The organism is Mesorhizobium sp. M1A.F.Ca.IN.020.03.2.1 (genome assembly GCF_004023205.1).
Classification (GTDB): Bacteria; Pseudomonadota; Alphaproteobacteria; order Rhizobiales; family Rhizobiaceae; genus Mesorhizobium.
Genome location: NZ_RZSV01000023.1, coordinates 1 through 19,395 on the forward strand (window position 1 = coordinate 1; position 19,395 = coordinate 19,395).

Here is a 19,395-nt window from a genome sequence, read left to right on the forward strand (position 1 = left end):
CTTCAGCACCTTGCCGAGTGCGCGGCGGAAGGCGCCGAGCCGCGCATCTTTCGGGTCGCTGATCTTGGGCGCGCCACGCGAACCAGCCTTGCCGGTGGCGAAGAAGAGCAGCGTGTCGCTAGTCGAGGTGTCGCTGTCGACGGTGACCGCGTTGAAGGTCTTTGCCGTGCCGCGCGACAACAGATCCTGCAGCACCGGGGCTGCGATCGGCGCGTCGGTGGCGATAAAGGAGAGCATCGTGGCCATATCGGGCGCGATCATGCCGGCGCCCTTGGCGATGCCGTTGATGGTGACGTCGGCGTCGCCGAGCTTCACCGTCTGGGACGCCACCTTCGGATAGGTGTCCGTGGTCATGATGGCCTTCGCCGCCTCGGTCCACAGGTCCGGCTTGCCGTCCTTCACCAGGCCGGCGAGCAGATGGCTGAATTTGTTGGTGTCGAGCGGCTCGCCGATAACGCCGGTCGAGGCCAGGAACACTTCGCTCTCGGAGCATCCGGCGGCCTTCGCCGCCGCCTCGCCGGTCAAAGCCGTCGAAGCGCGGCCCTTCTTGCCGGTGAAGGCGTTGGCATTGCCGGAATTCACCACCAGCACACGCGCCTTGCCGGCGGACAGGTTCTGGCGGCAGTAGTCGACCGGCGCCGAGGGGCATTTCGACTTGGTGAAGACACCGGCGACCGCCGTTCCGGGATCGAAGACCATGGCAAGCAGATCGGTGCGATTGCGATATTTGATCCCGGCCTCGGCGGTAGCGATGCGCACGCCCTCGATGACCGGCATCTTGGGATATTTCTTCGGTGCGAGCGGCGAAATCGTTGCGGACATGTGACCCCGGAGCGGCAGAACGCAAATAGGAGGTCGGTTTGCCCGATAGCGCGCGCTGGCGCAAGAGCGTTCTGGCCGCGCTTGATGGGCTCTCTCGGGGTGCGCGGCATAGCGCGCGCCTGAAATGCGAAAGGGCGCCCGAAGGCGCCCTTAGCAGCATCTTTCAGGCTGGCCGGCTTACTTGCCGCTCTCCAGCGTGTCGACCGCCGACTTCAGCTTCGCGTCCGGGATCTCGATCTTGGCGGCGCCGCGCAATTCCTTGACCATGGCGAAATACTTGTCGCGGATGACGGCCTGCTTGGCCTGGTCCTTGACGTCGTCGAAGGCCGGCGGCTGCTTGGCGCGCTTGTCCTCGACCTTGATGACATGCCAGCCGAACTGCGACTGGACCGGCTCCTTGCTGTACTTGCCGACATCAAGCGCAAACGCGGCCTTGTCGAACTCCGGCACCATCTGCCCGGGACCGAACCAGCCGAGGTCGCCGCCATTCGACTTGCCGCTCGGGTCGCTCGTGTGCTCGTTGGCGAGCTTCTGGAAATCGGCGCCGCCGTCGAGCTGCTTGATGATCGCCTCGGCTTCTTCCTTCGTCTTCACGAGGATGTGACGGGCGTGAATCTCATTGACCGGCGGCGTGTTGGCAATTTCCTGGTCGTAGCGGGCGCGGATATCTGCATCCGTCACCTTGTCGACGACTTCCTTCTCGACGACCTCGCCGTGCAGGGCGCGCTGCTGCAGGAAGGCCATCCGACGCAGGAAATCGGCATCCTTGTCGAGGCCGCTGTCGACCGCTTTCTTGGCCATGACGCGGATTTCAATGGCCGCCGAAAGAGCAGCGGCGCGGCGCTGTTCCGGCGGCAGCTGCGCGAACTGCTGCGACAGCTCGCCTTCGGCCAGCGCGAGATCGGCCTCGGTCAGCTTCTCGCCGTTGATGGTGGCGACCACGGCGTTGGGATCCACGGGAGCGGCTGCGGGAGCCGCCGCGCCCGGCTGGGCGGGCTTGGTTTCCTGCGCCATCAGCGGCGACAGCGAAAGAGCCGAGAGCCCGAAGGCCAAGCCAAGGCTGGCGAGCGACGCGCGGCGGAACGACAGGGACATCAAGATAACTCCAATGGGGATTGCCGATAAGGATCGCTTGAACGGGAAGGTTCCAGATCAGTCCGATTGTGGCGGAATTTGGCGCTGCCCATAGGGCTAACGCGGCGTTGACATCAGTTGAGCCCCCTCTTATCTGTCCAACGACTTGGCGTCCAGAACCGTTTTCCGGGCGCTTTTTGCGTTTGTCCGCATTCACGCGGATTTGATGGGCCCGCCAGGCGCCTGTCGCAAACGGCTAAAATTGCTATCGAAAGGACCATTGGATGGTCAGTCTCGGCGCTCTCGCGCGTAAGGTTTTCGGCTCTTCCAACGACCGCCGAGTCAAGGCGACAAGGCCCCGGGTCGAGGCCATCAATGGGTTGGAAAACGAGATGCGGGCGCTCTCCGATGCCGAGCTTGCCGGCCGCACCGAGAAATTCCGCCAGGACTTCGCCAATGGCGCCTCGCTCGACGACCTGCTGATACCGGCCTTCGCAACAGTGCGAGAGGCGGCCCGCCGCGTTCTCGGCATGCGTCCCTTCGATGTCCAATTGATCGGCGGCATGGTGCTGCACAATGGCGGCATCGCCGAGATGCGCACCGGTGAGGGCAAGACGCTGGTCGCCACCTTGCCGGTCTATCTCAACGCGCTCGCCGGCAAGGGCGTCCATGTCGTCACAGTCAACGACTATCTTGCCAAGCGCGACGCCGAATGGATGGGCCGCGTCTACAAGTTCCTCGGCCTCACCGTCGGCATCATCGTACACGGCCTCTCCGACGACGAGCGCCGCGAGGCCTACGCCGCCGACGTTACCTACGCCACCAACAACGAGCTCGGCTTCGACTATCTGCGCGACAACATGAAGTATGAGCGCTCGCAGATGGTCCAGCGCGGCCATGCCTACGCCATCGTCGACGAAGTCGACTCGATCCTTGTCGACGAGGCGCGCACGCCGCTGATCATTTCCGGTCCGCTCGAGGACCGCTCGGAAATGTACAACACCATCGACGCCTTCATGCTGAAGCTCGGCCCGGCCGACTACGAGGTCGATGAAAAACAGAAAACCACGATCTTCACCGAGGACGGCACCGAGAAGCTGGAAAACATGCTGCGCGATGCCGGCCTGTTGAAGGGCGAGTCGCTCTACGACGTCGAGAACGTCGCGATCGTCCACCACGTCAACAATGCGCTGAAGGCGCACCTGCTGTTCCAGAAGGACAGGGACTACATCGTGCGCAACGGCGAGATCGTCATCATCGACGAGTTCACCGGCCGCATGATGCCCGGCCGCCGCTATTCGGAAGGCCTGCACCAGGCCCTCGAGGCCAAAGAGCATGTGCAGATTCAGCCGGAGAACCAGACGCTGGCCTCCGTCACCTTCCAGAACTATTTCCGCCTTTACAAGAAGCTCGCCGGCATGACCGGCACGGCGCTGACCGAGGCGGAGGAATTCGCCAACATCTACAATCTCGAAGTCACCGAGATCCCGACCAACCTGCCGGTCGCCCGCAGGGACGAGGACGACGAGGTCTACCGGACGGTGGAAGAGAAGTACAAGGCCATCGTCAAGGAGATCCGCGACGCCCGAGAGCGCGGTCAGCCGATCCTGGTCGGCACCACCTCGATCGAGAAATCCGAGCAGCTGGCCGAGCGCCTGCGCAAGGAAGGCGTCAAGAATTTCGAGGTGCTCAACGCCCGCCACCACGAGCGCGAGGCGGCTATCGTCGCCCAGGCCGGCAAGCCCGGCGCTATCACCATCGCCACGAACATGGCTGGACGCGGTACCGACATCCAGCTCGGCGGCAATGCCGACATGCGCATCGCCGAAGAACTAGCGGATATGCCCGCCGGCCCGGAGCGCGAGGCGCGCGAACAGCAGATCCGCGATGACGTCGCGCAGCTGAAGGAAAAGGCGCTGGCCGCTGGCGGACTCTACGTCTTGGCGACCGAGCGCCATGAATCCCGCCGCATCGACAACCAGCTGCGCGGACGTTCCGGCCGCCAGGGCGATCCTGGCCGTTCGAAATTCTTCCTGTCGCTGCAGGACGATCTGATGCGCATCTTCGGCTCCGAGCGCATGGACGGCATGCTGCAGAAGCTCGGCCTCAAGGAAGACGAGGCCATCATCCACCCGTGGATCAACAAGGCGCTGGAGAAGGCGCAGAAGAAGGTCGAGGCGCGCAACTTCGACATCCGCAAGAACCTACTGAAATACGATGACGTCTCCAACGACCAGCGCAAGGTGGTTTTCGAGCAGCGCATCGAGCTGATGGATGGCGAAGGCCTGTCGGAGACGGTCGCCGAGATGCGCGAGGGCGTCATCGAGGAAATCGTCGCCAAGAACATCCCGGAAAACGCCTATGCCGAGCAGTGGAACGTCGCCGGCCTGAAGGAGGAAGTGGCGCAGTACCTCAATCTCGACCTGCCGATTGAGGACTGGGTCAAGGAGGAGGGCATCGCCGAGGACGACATCCGCGAGCGCATCTCGGCCGCCGCCGAGGCAGCCGCCAAGGAACGCGCCGAGCGCTTCGGCCCCGACGTCATGAGCTATGTCGAGCGTTCGGTCGTGCTGCAGACGCTCGACCATCTATGGCGCGAGCACATCGTCAACCTCGACCATCTGCGTTCGGTCGTGGGCTTCCGCGGCTATGCCCAGCGCGATCCGCTGCAGGAATACAAGGGCGAGGCCTTCGAGCTTTTCCAGGGCATGCTCGGCAATCTGCGCCAGGCCGTGACCGCGCAGCTGATGCGCGTCGAGCTGGTCCGCCAGGCGGCTGAAGCGCCGCCGCCGTCGGCGCCGGATATGTTCGGCAGCCATATCGACGGCACCACCGGCGAGGACGACTTCCAGGGCGGCGAGACGGCGTTGTTGGTCCGCCAGGAATCCCATGCCATGGTGGCACCCGAAAATCGCGATCCGAAGAATCCCGCGACTTGGGGCAAGGTCGGCCGCAACGAGGCCTGCCCCTGCGGCTCCGGCAAGAAATACAAGCACTGCCACGGCGCCTTCGCCTGATCCCCTTCACTTCTTCTTCCCGGATATGACGGGGAGAAGGAAGCCCTCCACCCAACCGTTTCTTAATGTGTTTCGCATACACCGAAACCTTGGAAACAGGCGGAAAACGGAGAGTATTCGGGGTGCGCTTTTCCGCGGCGACGACTGCCGGGCGGTTCTTGCCGCAGCGCTGGGCGCTGCGCATGGGGCCGCTGCTTGGCCGCATCGACGCCGTGCTGTTCAGCGCCGACGAACGCGGCGAAGCCGGCCGCATGTCGCTGATCGCATTCACCATCCGCATCGTCAGCGCGGTCATCGCCTTCGTCAGCCAGGTGCTGATGGCACGCTGGATGGGCTCGTTCGAATACGGCATCTTCGTGCTGGTCTGGGTGACGATGGTCATCGTCGGCAATCTCGCCTGCCTCGGCTTCCACACCTCGGTGATCCGTTTCATTCCCGAATATCGCGAGCGCGGCATGCTCGCCGAGCTGCGCGGCATCGTGCTGGCGAGCCGGCTGTTCGTGCTGGTCGCTTCGACGGTGATCGCGGGGCTGGGCGCGCTCGGCGTCTGGCTCGCCTCGCCCTGGATCGAGAACTACTACGTCGTCCCCTTCATCCTCGGCATCATCTGCCTGCCGATGATCGCGATGGGCGACCTCCTTCAGGGACTGGCGCGGGCGAACTCATGGGCGCTGTTCGCGCTGTCGCCGACCTATCTGGTGCGGCCGGTGCTGATCCTGGTGTTCATGGCGCTTATGCTCGCCATGCACTACGTGCCGGATGCCAAGACCGCGATCTTCGCCTCGATCGCCGCCACCTATACCACGACGCTCGGCCAACTGATGGGCGTGACCTCGCGCATGGACAAGCAGATCCCGGCCGGGTCGATGACCGTGCATTTCGGCCGGTGGTTCCTGGTCTCGCTCCCGATCTTCCTGGTCGAGAGTTTTTTCTTCCTGCTCACCAATGCCGATGTGCTGATGGTTGGCGCCTATCTCGAGCCCAATGACGTCGCCGTCTATTTCGCCACCGTGAAAACGCTGGCTCTGGTGCATTTCGTCTATTTCGCCGTCAAGGCGGGCGTTGCCCAGCGCTATGCGCAATTCACCCATGGCGAGCCGGAAAGGCTCGCCGCCTTCGCCCGCGAGACCGTCTCCTGGACCTTCTGGCCCTCGCTCGCGATGGCGCTGCTGGTGCTGGCGCTCGGCGAGCCGATGCTGGTGCTGTTCGGCCCTGAATTCACCGCCGGCTATCCGCTGCTTTTCCTGCTGGTCTTCGGCGTCGTCGCGCGCGGCGCCGTCGGCCCCTGCGAAAGCCTGCTCACCATGAGCGGCAACCAGAACATCTGCGCCGCCGTCTATGCCATGACGCTCGCGCTGAATATCGCTCTCAATGTGGTTCTGATCCCGCTCTTCGGCCTCTGGGGCGCGGCGATCGCCACCAGCCTCGCGATGGTCTTCGAGGCCGGCGCGCTGTCCTTCACCGTCTGGCGCAAGCTCGGCATCGTCATGGCGATCTTCGTGCCCGCAAATAAGGAAGTCGCCTGATGGCCGCCATTCCGCTGCTTGAAGAGACCAGCGGCGGGCCCGCCGGCGCCATGGTGTCGGGCCTTGCCGGCCTCGTCAGGGAGGCCGATCCCGCCCATATCGAGCTGTTCGCCAACAACCGGCCGGAGCGCAAGCTCGCGATCTATCCCGCCTCGGCCGGCTTCGACCTGGTCGAGGAGCTCGACTATCTTAGCGCCCGCGCGATCGAGCCCAACGTCTTCTTCAACCCGCGCTTCCTGGCGCCGGCCATGCCGAGGCTCGAGGACCGCGAAGTGCGGCTGGCGGTGATCCGCGACGGCGACGAGTTCCGCAACCGGCTGCGGCTCCTTGTGCCGTTCTCGGTCGAGCGCCCCGCAATTCCGCTCGGCGTCCCGGTCATGCGCACATGGTCGAGCCCGTTCGGCCCGCTCGGCACGCCGCTGGTCGATCGTGACGATCCTGTCGGCGTCATCGAGGATTTCTTCTCGATGCTGTCCAGGCCGCATCTCAAATTGCCGAAGGTCTTCGTGCTGCCCGACATCAAGCTGGACGGCCGGGTGGCGAGCCTGCTCACCTCCTTTGCCGACAGCCGCGGCCTGACCCTGGTCGTCACCGGCAAGGCCGAGCGCCCGGTGCTGGAAAGCGATGCCGACGGCGACGACTACCTCAAGGCCTCGCTGCGCGCGCATCACTATCGCGAATTCCGCCGGCTCAAGCGGCGCCTCGCCGGCCTTGGCAAGCTGGACCATGTGGTGGCGCGCGGACCGGACGAGATCCGCCACGCCATTGAAAGCTTCCTGACACTGGAGGCGGCCGGCTGGAAGGGCCGCGAGCGCACGGCCATGGCGATCGACCGCTACCGCGCCGCCTTCGCCCGCGAGGCGGTGCACAGGCTCGCCGAGCACGACATGTGCCGCATCCACACACTGACGCTCGACGGCCGTACGATCGCTTCTCTCGTCGTCTTCGTCGAAGCGGGCGTCGCCTACACCTGGAAGACGGCGTATGACGAGACGCTCTCGGCCTATTCGCCGGGCACACTGCTGATGATCGAGGTGACCAAGCAGCATCTCGATGATCCTAATGTCGCCATGACCGATTCCTGCGCGGTGCCCGACCATCCGGTGATGAGTCGCCTGTGGACGGAGCGCAAGCCGATGGGCACGCTGGTGGTCGGCCTGACGCCCGATGCCGACCGGCCGGCCCGCCAGGCGGCCTCGCAGCTCCATCTCTACCGCGAGACCCGCAACATGGCGCGGCTGCTACGCAATCGCATGCGGAGCCTCTTGAAAAGGCGCTAGATGAAAGGCCGCACACCGGCTATGGCATCCGGCGGCCGGATCCGGCCTGCCTCTTCACACAGCATCCAGATGTTCGAAACCTTCCTGCGCTTCGCCCGCCTCTGTGCGCCGCTTGTCCTGCTCGCCATGCTCCCGGCGCGAGCATTCGCCGAGTCCTGCCCCGAGGATTGCTCCGAGCCTGCGCCCGTCGACATCTACAGCCACACCACCGCCGGCCATATGGCTCCAGCCGCGGCAGCTGCGTTGCCGCGCGTCTATGTGCCCAACCGTTCCTCGAACAGCGTTTCCGTCATCGACCCGGCGACGCTGAAGGAGGTCGACAGGTTTGCGGTCGGCAGCAAGCCGCAGCACGTCGTTCCTTCCTGGGACCTGAAGACGCTTTGGGTGGCCAATAACGGCACCGGCAAGAACGGCAGCCTGACGCCGATCGACCCGGCGACCGGAAAGCCCGGCAAGCAGGTGCCGGTCGACGATCCTTACAACATGTATTTCATGCCGGACGGCAGCGCCGCCATCATCGTTGACGAGGCCCTGAGGCGGCTCGATCTGCGCGATCCGCGGACCATGGCGCTGCAAGCCGTCATCCCGACGCCGGCCTGCCCCGGCATCAACCATGCCGATTTCGCGGCCGACAATTCCTATGCGATCTTCACTTGCGAGTATGGCGACGGCGGACTGGCCAAGATCGACCTGAAGAACCGCAAGGTGCTCGGCCATCTCGACCTGTCGAAGATGGGCATGCCGCAGGACATAAGGCTCTCGCCCGACGGCAAGGTCTTCTACGTCGCCGACATGATGAATGACGGCGTCTTCCTGATCGACGGCGACAGCTTCAAGGAGATTGGCTTCATTCCAACGGGCATTGGCGCGCACGGCTTCGTCGTCAGCCGCGACGGCAAGCGGCTCTATGTCTCGAACCGCGGCTCGCACAAAATGGAACAGGGCCGTGCCGACGGGCCTGGCAGCGTGACGGTGATCGACTTCGCGACCCGCTCGGTCGTCGCCCAATGGCCGATCCCCGGCGGCGGCAGCCCCGACATGGGCAATGTCGGCGCCGACGGCAAGCAGCTCTGGCTCTCCGGCCGGTTCGACAGCGAGGTCTATATGATCGACACGACGTCGGGCGCCGTGACGAAGATCCGCGTCGGCGTCGAGCCGCACGGCCTGACGGTGTGGCCGCAGCCGGGGCGCTACTCGCAGGGGCATACGGGGAATATGCGGTAGGGTGTCGGTGACCTGCACATGCTGACGACCTCAATCCCATGGAGCCTTGGCACCATGTCCGCTGCCCTTTCCGCGACGACTCCCTGCCGATGCACTTGGAATTCGTCTGACCATATTTCGATCATTGTCGAAATAGAGTTGACCGGCAGCGGCGGAGGGTGCAGTCTATTTCCATGAAACTCGAACAAGCCGCAAAACAGCTCGAAGCCATCGGCAACCCGACACGGCTCAAGCTCTATCGCACACTGGTCAGAGCCGGCGAAGCTGGCCGGCCGGTGGGGTACTTGCAGGACACCCTTGGCATCGCGGCCTCGACGCTGTCCCATCACCTGCATCGCCTCATTCTGACCGGCCTCGTGACGCAGGAGCGTCAGGCGACGACCCTCATCTGCCGGGCCAACTATCCTATCATGCGCGACTTGATCGGCTTCCTGGCTGACGAGTGCTGTGCTGACGCAGCTTGCGGCGCGACGGAGAGCGACGCGGCGGCATAGCCTCTTTTTTTGCATCGTATTTCGATGATCCCGGAAGGATGGAAAAAATGTCAATGAATGACCCTGACGCCCTCCCTGTCGCCGTCATCGGAGCCGGCCCGGTCGGCTTGGCGGCTGCCGTCCAGCTCATCCAAAGGGGGCTCCCGGTGAAGGTCTATGAGGCCGGCGCTGGCATCGCCACCAATCTCAAGGACTGGGGCCATGTCCGGGTGTTCACGCCTTGGCGCTACTGTGTTGATCAGGCCGCCCGAAACCGTCTTGAGGACAGCGGCTGGACGATGCCCAAGCCCGAGGCGTTCCCCACCGCTAATGAACTGATTACCCGCTACCTTGAGCCGCTAGCAAGGCTCCCTGAACTCTCCTCGTCCATCGAAACCAGTGCGCGCGTGACTGCTGTTTCCCGCTGGGGCGCAGACAAGGTCTTGAGCAAAGATCGAAAGGCGCGACCGTTCATGCTGATGGTCGAAACCGGGGAAGGCATCAGGCGCGACAGTGCACGGGCCGTCATTGACGCCTCAGGCACGTGGCAGACGCCAAATCCACTTGGGGCCGGTGGTGTCCCGGCGGAGGGCGAAGCGGAGTTCGCAGACAAGATCGCCTATGGCATTCCCGACATTCTCGGCCACGACCGCACCCTTTATGCCGGCCGCACCACGCTTGTTGTCGGTTCGGGTCATTCGGCCGCCAATGCCCTGCTCGATCTCGATAGGCTGGCTGCGGTTGATCCGGGAACCGCTTTTGTCTGGGCGACACGGGGGACCGATCTGGTTCGCATTTACAGCGGCGGAGACTTGGATCAACTGCCTGCCCGTGGCGAGCTTGGTGCTGACGTTCGCGAACTGGCGGAGAGCGGGCGCACAAAGCTCGTCACTGGGTTCGCAACGCTGGCCATCCGCAGCTCAAACGGCCGCCTGACAGTCGAAGGTCAAACGAAGGATGGCCTACAAACTCTCGGGCCTTTCGACTGCATCATCGCGGCGACCGGCCAGCGGCCCGATCTGTCCCTTACGCGCGAGCTTAGGCTTGATCTTGACCCATGGCTTGAGGGCGTAAAGGCGCTGGGGCCTCTCATCGACCCCAACGAGCACTCCTGCGGCGATGTTCCCCCGCACGGTCATCGCGAACTGAGCCACCCCGAGCCCGACTTCTACACTGTCGGCATCAAGAGCTACGGCCGCGCCCCGACCTTCTTGCTGCTGACCGGGTATGAACAGGTGCGGTCGGTCGCGGCAGCCATTGCTGGCGACATGGCGGCCGCGGATGCGGTGCAACTGGTGCTACCCGAAACCGGCGTCTGCACGGTTCCCCAGTCGACCATACGCGCGACCGCTGGCGGATGCTGTGGTGGTCCCGCTTCTTCCGAGGCTGACGCCTGTTGTCTCGCCGATGCTGAAGCGAAGGCCGCTGGCAAGGGTGGCTGCGGGTGCGGGGTGGCAGCCTAATCGCATCACGCCCGATGGAACGCAGTCGCCGAACGATCATCACCGTCCTCGGCCTGACCCAAATCATGGCCTGGGGGTCCACCTATTACCTGCCGGCGGTGATTGCACCAAAGGTCGCCGCCGACACCGGCTGGCCGCTGCCTTGGGTCGTGGGTGGATTGTCGCTTGGCCTGCTCGTCGCCGGACTGATCTCACCTCGCGTCGGCTCGTCCATTGAGCGCCACGGCGGCCGGAACGTTCTTGCGTTCAGCGCCGGCTGCATCGGCATCGGCCAGATCGGACTCGCTGCCTCGCCGAACCTTGCCGCCTACATCGCAGCGTGGCTCGTTGTTGGCCTTGGAATGGGGGCGGGCTTGTACGATGCCGCTTTCGCGACCCTCGGCCGGCTCTACGGACATAGCGCGCGCTCGGCCATCACAACCCTTTCGCTGTTCGGCGGCTTCGCCAGCACGTTCTGTTGGCCGATCTCGGCCTTCCTGATGGGCGAGACGGGCTGGCGCGGCACATGCCTCGTCTATGCTTCGGTGCAGTTGTTCTTCGCCCTGCCCCTCTATCTCGGAATGTTGCCGCGTCGGGTGCCGCTGCCGAGCGTCACAGATCGGCCGGGAAAGGAGCAGGTGGGCACCCCAGTTCAGCCGGCCGCAGTGCCGATCATGGTCGTCCTGGCTGCCACGCTGACCTTGGCGGCGGTCATTTCGTCGACGGTGTCAGTTCATCTCCTCACCATCTTGCCAGGCCAGCGGCATGGCGCTCGCCGCTGCCGTTGGGCTCGGGGCACTGGTCGGCCCCGCTCAGGTGTCGGCGCGTGCCGTCGAGATGATCATCGCCCGCTACCATCATCCCATCTGGACCAAGTTCGCGTCGGTGAGCTTCGTCGCCATCGGCATTGGTGCGCTCTGCGTCGGGGTTCCGGTGGTGCCGGTGGCGCTGGCGTTCTACGGTGCAGGCATCGGCCTCGAAACGATAGCGCGAGGCACGCTGCCGCTCGCTCTGTTCGGTCCGTCGGGATACGCGAGACTGATGGGGCGACTTGCCATGCCCAGCTTGATCGCTCAAGCAGCAGCGCCGTCTGTCGGAGCGCTATTGTTGGAGCATGTGGGCGCTCACGGCACTCTAGCAGCTCTCGCTGGCTTGGCGCTGCTGAACGTCGGACTGGCGTGTAGCCTTGGCTGGCTGATCTTCCGTCGTCGAACCTTAGAGGTACAGGCGCAGTGATGCTTTGTAACCGGCCGGTAGCCCTGTGAAGTGGTTGGCCAGCCCATGAACCTCCGTCACTTCGGCAACTGCCTGGTTGATGTCAAAGAGACCAATTGGTGCCCCTAGCCGGGATCGAACCAGCACTCCTTGCGGAACTCGATTTTGAGTCGAGCGCGTCTACCAATTCCGCCATAGGGGCTCAGGCCGGGCGGCCTGGATGGGCGCGGACTATACGGGCGGACAGGCTTCGTCAACTGGCCTGTTGCCGATTTGCAGGCGCTCTGCACCCGGCCATGCCTTTCAGTCTCGTGAAGGTGCCGCCATTGTGCGGCGCGGAAAATCTTTCTAGACAGGGGATGCGTTGAAGCGCCTCGGATCCCAAAGGGTGGATGCGGCGCTTTGGGACCTTGTCTTCCTGCCACCCGGTGTCCAAAACCACTGCGCGCTTTTCAGGAGAGCCGATGCTTCGCGGACTTTACGACTGGACGATGTCCTTGGCGGCAAGGAAATCGGCCGAATGGTGGCTGGCCTTCATCGCCTTCGTGGAAAGCTCGGTCTTTCTGGTGCCGGCCGACGTGCTCTATCTGCCGATGGCGCTGTCCAAGCCGGAGCGCGCCTATCGCTACGCGCTGGTAGCAACGGTGGCCTCGGTGCTCGGCGGCGTCGCCGGCTGGTTCATCGGCCACTACGCCTACGAGGCGGTCGCCAAGCCGATTCTGGAATTCTACGGCAAGTATGACGAGTTCGAGCAGCTGCGCACCTCATCCGGCGTCGGCTTCATCGTCCTGATGCTGATCACCTCGGGCGCGGCGCATTTGCCGCCGATCAAGGTCGTGACGATTCTGTCGGGCGTCATCGGCGTCAACCTCCTGCTGTTCATCGGGCTGGCGATCGTTGCGCGCGGCGCCCGTTTTCTGCTGCTTGCCTGGCTGCTGCGCCGCTACGGCGAGTCGATCAGGGAGTTCATCGAGAAACGGCTGGGCATGATCGTCAGCGCCGGCGCCGCTGCCCTTATTTTGCTCTATATCGCGGTCAGATACGCCCACGGATAATGCATGTCGCCCAAAAGTGCGCAGCGGTTTTGGGAGAACGACATGCATCGAAACAAGACTCAAGCGCGGCGCCTGAATTCATTTCTGCGCGGCGCGCTTTAGGTGCCAAGCGAACGGATCACGACGGATGACAGCGACCATGACCGCCGACACTGGACGCCAGCGGACGCGTGCCGCGCTGTTCCTGGCCGTCGCCATGGGAGCGACCGTCGGCTCGGCGCTCGCCTTCCAGTATATTGGCGGCTACATCCCCTGCCATCTCTGCCTGGAACAGCGCACGCCCTATTACATCGGCGCGCCGCTGATGCTGGTCGCGGCCGCTGCCTCGATGATGCGCGCGCCGGCCTGGCTGACGCGCAGCCTGCTGGGGATCGGTGGCCTCTTGATGCTGTATGGCCTCTATCTCGGCGTCTACCATTCCGGCGTCGAATGGGCGTGGTGGCCTGGTCCCGCCGACTGCACGGCTGGCGCCGGTCCGGTCGACACCGGCGGCAAGGGCGTGCTCGATGCGCTGGACAAGTTCGTGCCGCCCTCCTGCGACAAGGCCGCGCTTCGCATCCTCGGCTTGTCGCTCGCTGGCTGGAACGCCATCGCCAGCCTCATCCTGGCCGCCGTCGCCTTACGCTGCGCGCTCGCGCGCGACTGAGCTGCCACGAAAGCGCCAACGCGAGATCGTTCAAAGAATTCGGCGCGCTGAGTCGAATGAAGTGAGCGTCGAGAACCGGAGCGGAGCGGACTCCCGCATGTGCCGGAAAAGTGGTTTCGGTTTTCCGAAAAGGACATGCGGCAGCTACAAAAAGCACGTGAGCACCGGAAGCGCAGACGCTTGCTTCAGGCAGCCAGCCTCCCGAATTATCGAACGATCTCAAGGTTCCAATTCGACATCCCAGTAGAGATAATCCATCCAGCTTTCATGCAGATGGTTGGGCGGGAACAGGCGGCCGTTATTGTGCAGATCGTGCACGGTCGGCTGATAGGGTTTTTGCAGCGGCCACATCTTGGCCTGCGCCGGCATCATGCCGCCTTTCCTGAGATTGCAGGGCGAGCAGGCGGCCACGACGTTCTCCCAGGTCGTCGCCCCGCCGCGATGGCGCGGGATGACATGGTCGAAGGTGAGATCGTCGGTCGTGCCGCAATACTGGCACTGGAAGCGGTCGCGCAGAAAGACGTTGAAGCGGGTGAAGGCGGGATGCCGCGACGGCCTCACATAGGCCTTCAGACTCACCACGCTCGGCAGCTTCATCGAGAAGGTCGGCGAGGAGACGGCGTGTTCGTATTCGGCGACGATATTGACCCGGTCGAGGAAGACAGCCTTGATGGCGTCCTGCCACGACCAGAGCGACAGGGGGTAATAGCTGAGCGGACGGTAATCCGCATTCAGCACCAGCGCGGGAAGCCCATCCGGAGATACGGCAACCGTCACGTAGTTGGCCTCCTTCGTTCCAAACCGAACGCCACGGATACTGTAAGCCCGACATGACAGGGATGTGAAGCGGATTGTCGGTCGGCGAAACGTTCAAAAACGCATGATTTTCATGCTTTTTCGGCCATCTCGACAGGTGGCGCCGCGTCCCTGCCCTTCAATTCCCGATAGTAGGCCCAGAAAAGCCGCGACGCGACCCCTCGCCACGGGCTCCATGATTCGGCCAGTCGAATCAGAGTTTTCTCCGGCGGACGAGGGTCGATGCCCAGGGCATGGCCGACCGCCGTCTGCAGCGCGACGTCGCGCGCGGGAAACACATCGGGGTGGCCGGCGGCGAACAGCAGGTAGCACTCCGCCGTCCACGGTCCGATGCCCGGCGCCGCCGTCATCGCCGCGATCGCCTCGTCGGCATCGAGCGAGCAGAGATGGTGGAGGTCAAGCCCGCCGGCCACGGCTTGCGCGATGGCGATCAGCCCGCGCTGCTTCGGCCGCGACAGGCCGGCCTCGCGGAAAATATCCTCGCCGGCGCAAAGGATGCCTTCCGGCGTCAGCGGATCGACCAGCCTGATCAGCCGGCCGAAAATGGCATCGGCGCTGGCGCGGGACACCTGCTGCGAGACGATGATCGACGCGAGGCTGCCGAATCCGGGCTCGGAGAGCCTCAGCGGCACCTCGCCGGCCATGCCGCGTACCTTCTCCAGCCGTGGATCGAGCTGGCAGAGCGCGTCGAGTCCTGCCGCAATGTCGTCGAGCGAGGCGATGCGTTGCACGTTTGCTTGTTCCCAGGGCGCTCATGAAGTGGCAATTGATGGCTAACTATCAACCGGCGGAAGCGCCTTTCAACCCGAATGCCGTCCGAGACATGACGCTCCTGACATTCCGCTTCGCGCCGAGCCCCAATGGCGAGTTGCATCTCGGCCATGCCTATTCGGCGCTGCTGAACCGGCAAATGGCGGCGCGGGCGGGAGGACGGCTGTTGCTGCGCATCGAGGACATCGACATCACCCGCTCCACCCCGGAATTCGAGGCCGGCATATTCCGCGACCTGGAATGGCTGGGGTTCGAATGGGAAGAGCCCGTGCGGCGCCAGTCCGAACATTTTTCCGAATACAGGGCCGTGCTCGACCGGCTGATCGCCGAGGAACTCGTCTATCCCGCCTTCATGAGCCGCGGCGAGATCCGCGCCTTCATTGCCGAGACCGAGAAACGCGGCCGCGACTGGCCGCGCGACCCCGACGGCGTGCCGCTTTATCCGCCGCTCGACAAGGCACTTCCGACTAAGGAGCGCAGGCGGCGCATCGCCGAGAACAAGCCTTTTGCCTGGCGCCTCGACATCGAGGCAGCCATGGCGCGCGTGCCGGGCGCCTTGTCATGGGTCGAGTTCACCGACGAGGCCATGGCCGCGACGCAGACGGTCGACGCAACGCCGCAGGCCTGGGGCGACGTCATCGTGGCGCGCCGCGATATCCCGACCAGCTACCATCTCGCGGTCGTCGTCGACGACGCGCTGCAGGGCGTCAGCCATGTCGTGCGTGGTCAGGACCTTTACGCGGCGACCAGCGTGCAGCGCTTGTTGCAGGACCTGCTCGGCCGCCCCGCGCCGCGCTACCTCCACCATCGGCTGATCCTCGGCTCGGACGGGCGGAAGCTGTCGAAGAGTTTCAAGGACACCGGCCTTGCCGCACTCAGGCAGGCAGGCGTGTCGCCGCAGGATGTCGTGCGGCTGATTGGGCTTTGACTACAAACGAGCCAGGCCGGCCTTGATCAGCGCCATCACGCTGATGAAGACGAAGGCGCCGCTCAATCCCCATGCCACAGCTAGCTTGATATCCCGGAAGGTGATGCCGTGCTCGTTGGCGATCATCACCGCGACGAAGAAGCCCAGCGTGAAGAGCAGCGTGTTGCCGGTCGAGCCGAAGCCGTCGTCCTTCATGATGGCATCGAGCGCGGTGCCGAAGAAGAATCCGAAAACCGCGACGGTGGCGACCGCGAACAGCAGCCATGTCGTCCCGAGATGCAAAAGCATGCCTGCTCATGGCGTGCCTTAACGCCATGCCCCTCTTGGCACCGTTTGTTGAATTCGGATGAGCTTATGGATCAACCGTTTCGTTTTGCTTGCCGAATTGATCGGCATTAGAGCAATTGCCGACATCAACTTTTCACGCGCAGCCAGAGCCCTCCTTCCAATGCACAGTATCAAGCGGTTCATCCCCGCCTCTTTCGTCGTTCTGTGGGCGACCGGCTTCATCGGCGCGCGCTATGCAATGCCATGGGCGGAGCCGTTCACCTTCCTTGCCATCCGCTTCGTGCTGGCGGCGATCCTGTTTGCGGGACTGACCGTCCTTATCGGCTCGCGACGGGCCACCCGCGAGGAGGCGCTTCATGCGACGGTGGCCGGCGTCCTAATGCACGGCGTCTATCTGGGCGGCGTCTTCTGGGCGATCCACAGAGGCATGCCGGCCGGGCTTTCGGCGCTGATCGTCGGCCTGCAGCCGCTGATCACGGCGGTGCTCGCCGGCAAATTTCTCGGCGAGGCGATCCTGCCGCGCCATTGGGCGGGCCTTGCCGTCGGGCTTCTGGGCGTCGTCATCGTGCTCTGGCCAAAGCTCGGCATGATTGGCGGCGGTGTTACCGCGGCAACGCTGACGGCCTCGCTGGTCTCGGTGCTCGGCATGGCCGCTGGTACGATCTGGCAAAAGCGCTTCGCCTCCGGCGGCGACCTCGTCTCGGCGACCATGTGGCAGTATGTCGGAGGCTCGGTCGTCACGATCCTGGGGTCGCTCGCCTTCGAGACGCGCACCATCACCGTCAACGGCGAGCTCATCTTTGCCATGGCATGGCTGGTCCTGGTGCTGTCTCTCGGCGCCATCTTCCTGTTGATGGTGATGATCAGGGACGGCGAGATGTCGAAGGTCGCATCGCTGTTCTATCTTGTGCCCGCCGTAACCGCCGTCATCGCGTGGGCTCTGTTCGGCGAAGAGCTCACTCTGCTGCAGATCGCCGGCATGGCGATCGCCACTTTGGGCGTCGGGCTCGCGACCGCCCGTCAGGACAGAGCTCAACCCACGCGGGCGCGCGCCTCGAGATAGCGGCTGATCGCGGCATTGAGCTCGCCGCCAAGGATGAAAATGGCCGAGATGATGTAGAGGAACACCACCGCGATCATGATCGAGGCCAACCCCGCATAGGTCGTCACATAGGACGAGAAATGGTCGAGATAGGTGGCGAAGATGGTCGAGCCGGCCAGCCACGCGACCAGCGTGAAGACGATGCCCGGAACGATGGAAACGAAGCGGCGCTTGCCGGCCGGCAGCCAGATATGCACCGCGAACAGGCCGATGACGATGACCGTCGAGGCGATCACGTAACGCCATATGGTGATCGTGCCCATATAGGGCTTGATCCATTCCAGATGCGCCTCGGCCAGCCGCGCGAGCAGGGGCGCGAGCACCAGAAGCACGCTGACGGCGAGAAAGCAGGCCGTCGCGATCAGCACGAAGACGATGCTCTGCACCCGGCGGTGGATGATGCCGCGCGTCTCGGTAACGCGATAGGCGCGGTTGAGCGAGGTCCTTAGCGCCTCGATGCCGTTCGAGGCGAAGTAGGCGGCTAAGAGCACGCCGTAGGTCAGGAGGTCGCTGCGCCGCACGGTGAGCACATTCTGCACCTCGCGCGCGATCGGCTTCGCAATCTGCTCCGGCCAGGTGTCGAAGACCAGATGCACGGCCGTGTCGGCGAAGGCGCGCGCGCCGAGAAAGCTGGCCAGCGTCGTTGCGAAGATCAGGAACGGAAACAGCGCCATCAGCGAGGTGATCGCCAGATGGCTGGCCATTGCCCAGCCGTCGTCGGTGGTGAAATGGCCGATCGCATCGTAGAGCACGCGCTTGACCGCGACGATATTCCTGAGCAAGGACCCGCGCTCCGCTCGATTGTGTCGACGCCGCGAATATGGGAAGGGATTGCGGCAAATGGCAACCCCAGGTCCCACAACGTTGCCCACCGCTGAACAGTTGCGCAGCATCATCGTCACCGGCACCTCCTCCGGCATAGGCGCCTATTGCGCGCGGGCATTGAAGGCGGAAGGCTGGCGCGTATTCGCCACGGCCCGCACACCGGCCGACATCGCCGCGCTCGAGACGGAGGGCATCGAAGCCTTCTATCTCGACTATCGCGAGCCTGAGTCCATCGCCGCCCTGGCCGAGGCCGTGCTGGAGCGCACGGGCGGCACGCTCGACGCGCTGTTCAACAATGGCGCCTACGCGCAGCCCGGTGCCGTCGAGGACCTGCCGGTCGAAGCGCTGCGCGAGCAGTTCGAAGCCAATTTCTTCGGCTGGCACGACCTGACCCGCCGCGTCGTGCCGGTCATGCGCCGCCAGGGGCACGGTCGCCTCGTCCACTGCTCCTCGATCCTGGGGCTCGCCCCGGTCCGTTTTCGCGGCGCCTATTCGGCGTCGAAACATGCCGTCGAAGGCCTGATGCTTTGCCTGCGCCAGGAGCTCGAAGGCAGCGGCATTCATGTCTCGTTGATCGAGCCGGGGCCGGTGACCTCGAAGATCGCCAGCAACGGCCTGGTATGGTTCTTGAAGAACATCGACGTCGAGAACTCCGTTCACCGCGCCGACTACCAGGCGCAGCTCGCGCGGCTCAAGGCCGGCGGCAGCGTCTCGCGTCTGAAGCCCGGACCTGAGGTGGTCCATGCCGCCTTGCGCCACGCGCTTCTGTCACAGCGCCCGCACCCGCATTATGTGGTAACGGTGCCGGCCAGAATCGGCGTGGCGCTCAAGCGCATCCTGCCGGCCTCGATGCTCTACCGCGTGCTCGCCAGGCGGGCCTGACCGAAACCC

General features: G+C 64.3%; 17 protein-coding genes, 1 tRNA gene and 1 pseudogene. 12 read left to right on the plus strand and 7 right to left on the minus strand.

Annotated features, from left to right (window positions below):
• Positions 1-822, minus strand: an 822-nt coding sequence (locus EOA79_RS06275; RefSeq protein WP_128292940.1) for a bifunctional ornithine acetyltransferase/N-acetylglutamate synthase, incomplete at its 3' end; no start/stop codon positions are given.
• Between the two features lie 177 nt (positions 823-999).
• The gene (locus EOA79_RS06280) at positions 1,000-1,917 is read right to left on the minus strand and encodes a peptidylprolyl isomerase (RefSeq protein ID WP_095823957.1); all 918 of its coding nucleotides are present in this window, start codon (positions 1,915-1,917) and stop codon (positions 1,000-1,002) included.
• A gap of 263 nt (positions 1,918-2,180) precedes the next feature.
• Here EOA79_RS06280 and secA point away from each other — a divergent pair, with 263 nt between their 5' ends.
• From secA to EOA79_RS06315, 7 genes and pseudogenes are all read left to right on the plus strand, one after another.
• Positions 2,181-4,913 carry a preprotein translocase subunit SecA gene (secA, locus tag EOA79_RS06285; protein ID WP_095823958.1) on the plus strand — a complete coding sequence of 911 codons (2,733 nt, stop codon included), beginning with the start codon at positions 2,181-2,183 and terminating at the stop codon, positions 4,911-4,913.
• A 122-nt stretch (positions 4,914-5,035) separates the two neighbouring features.
• Positions 5,036-6,439, plus strand: a complete 1,404-nt coding sequence (locus tag EOA79_RS06290; protein ID WP_095823959.1) for a lipopolysaccharide biosynthesis protein — start codon at positions 5,036-5,038, stop codon at positions 6,437-6,439.
• Positions 6,439-7,719: a GNAT family N-acetyltransferase gene (locus EOA79_RS06295; RefSeq protein ID WP_127334922.1), complete on the plus strand. Its 1,281-nt coding sequence runs from the start codon at positions 6,439-6,441 to the stop codon at positions 7,717-7,719. Before EOA79_RS06290 ends, EOA79_RS06295 begins: the two co-directional genes overlap by 1 nt.
• Entirely contained in the window at positions 7,720-8,943 is a 1,224-nt protein-coding gene (locus tag EOA79_RS06300) for a YncE family protein (RefSeq protein ID WP_245322314.1), read from the plus strand.
• A 173-nt stretch (positions 8,944-9,116) separates the two neighbouring features.
• Complete coding sequence (locus EOA79_RS06305) at positions 9,117-9,437, plus strand: metalloregulator ArsR/SmtB family transcription factor (RefSeq protein WP_066990141.1); 321 nt, start codon at positions 9,117-9,119, stop codon at positions 9,435-9,437.
• A gap of 53 nt (positions 9,438-9,490) precedes the next feature.
• Positions 9,491-10,879, plus strand: a complete 1,389-nt coding sequence (locus tag EOA79_RS06310) for an FAD-dependent oxidoreductase (RefSeq protein ID WP_095824178.1) — start codon at positions 9,491-9,493, stop codon at positions 10,877-10,879.
• A gap of 14 nt (positions 10,880-10,893) precedes the next feature.
• Positions 10,894-12,094: pseudogene (locus EOA79_RS06315) on the plus strand (MFS transporter).
• Positions 12,095-12,190: 96 nt separating this feature from the next.
• On the opposite strand, the gene EOA79_RS06320 reads toward EOA79_RS06315, so the two are convergent.
• A tRNA-Leu gene (locus EOA79_RS06320) sits at positions 12,191-12,275 on the minus strand.
• Between the two features lie 262 nt (positions 12,276-12,537).
• Between EOA79_RS06320 and EOA79_RS06325 the strand changes: the two genes are divergently transcribed.
• Entirely contained in the window at positions 12,538-13,128 is a 591-nt protein-coding gene (locus tag EOA79_RS06325) for a YqaA family protein (RefSeq protein ID WP_066990147.1), read from the plus strand.
• A 127-nt stretch (positions 13,129-13,255) separates the two neighbouring features.
• Positions 13,256-13,774: a disulfide bond formation protein B gene (locus tag EOA79_RS06330; protein WP_095823960.1), complete on the plus strand. Its 519-nt coding sequence runs from the start codon at positions 13,256-13,258 to the stop codon at positions 13,772-13,774.
• A 219-nt stretch (positions 13,775-13,993) separates the two neighbouring features.
• On the opposite strand, the gene EOA79_RS06335 is transcribed toward EOA79_RS06330, so the two are convergent.
• Both EOA79_RS06335 and EOA79_RS06340 read right to left on the minus strand, forming a co-directional pair.
• Positions 13,994-14,551, minus strand: a complete 558-nt coding sequence (locus EOA79_RS06335; RefSeq protein ID WP_066990153.1) for an HNH endonuclease — start codon at positions 14,549-14,551, stop codon at positions 13,994-13,996.
• 110 nt (positions 14,552-14,661) lie between these two features.
• The gene (locus tag EOA79_RS06340; RefSeq protein ID WP_095823961.1) at positions 14,662-15,321 is read right to left on the minus strand and encodes a DNA-3-methyladenine glycosylase; all 660 of its coding nucleotides are present in this window, start codon (positions 15,319-15,321) and stop codon (positions 14,662-14,664) included.
• Positions 15,322-15,413: 92 nt separating this feature from the next.
• Here EOA79_RS06340 and gluQRS point away from each other — a divergent pair, with 92 nt between their 5' ends.
• Positions 15,414-16,289, plus strand: a complete 876-nt coding sequence (gene gluQRS / locus EOA79_RS06345) for a tRNA glutamyl-Q(34) synthetase GluQRS (RefSeq protein ID WP_095824179.1) — start codon at positions 15,414-15,416, stop codon at positions 16,287-16,289.
• Here gluQRS and EOA79_RS06350 read toward each other — a convergent pair whose 3' ends face one another.
• Positions 16,290-16,577 carry a hypothetical protein gene (locus EOA79_RS06350; RefSeq protein ID WP_066990158.1) on the minus strand — a complete coding sequence of 96 codons (288 nt, stop codon included), beginning with the start codon at positions 16,575-16,577 and terminating at the stop codon, positions 16,290-16,292.
• Positions 16,578-16,737: 160 nt separating this feature from the next.
• Here EOA79_RS06350 and EOA79_RS06355 point away from each other — a divergent pair, with 160 nt between their 5' ends.
• Positions 16,738-17,640 carry a DMT family transporter gene (locus EOA79_RS06355; protein ID WP_067319647.1) on the plus strand — a complete coding sequence of 301 codons (903 nt, stop codon included), beginning with the start codon at positions 16,738-16,740 and terminating at the stop codon, positions 17,638-17,640.
• On the opposite strand, the gene EOA79_RS06360 is transcribed toward EOA79_RS06355, so the two are convergent.
• Complete coding sequence (locus EOA79_RS06360; RefSeq protein ID WP_066990164.1) at positions 17,610-18,461, minus strand: YihY/virulence factor BrkB family protein; 852 nt, start codon at positions 18,459-18,461, stop codon at positions 17,610-17,612. The genes EOA79_RS06355 and EOA79_RS06360 overlap by 31 nt on opposite strands.
• Before the next feature lie 58 nt (positions 18,462-18,519).
• Here EOA79_RS06360 and EOA79_RS06365 point away from each other — a divergent pair, with 58 nt between their 5' ends.
• Positions 18,520-19,386 carry an SDR family oxidoreductase gene (locus EOA79_RS06365; RefSeq protein WP_095823962.1) on the plus strand — a complete coding sequence of 289 codons (867 nt, stop codon included), beginning with the start codon at positions 18,520-18,522 and terminating at the stop codon, positions 19,384-19,386.
• Positions 19,387-19,395 lie beyond the last annotated feature (9 nt).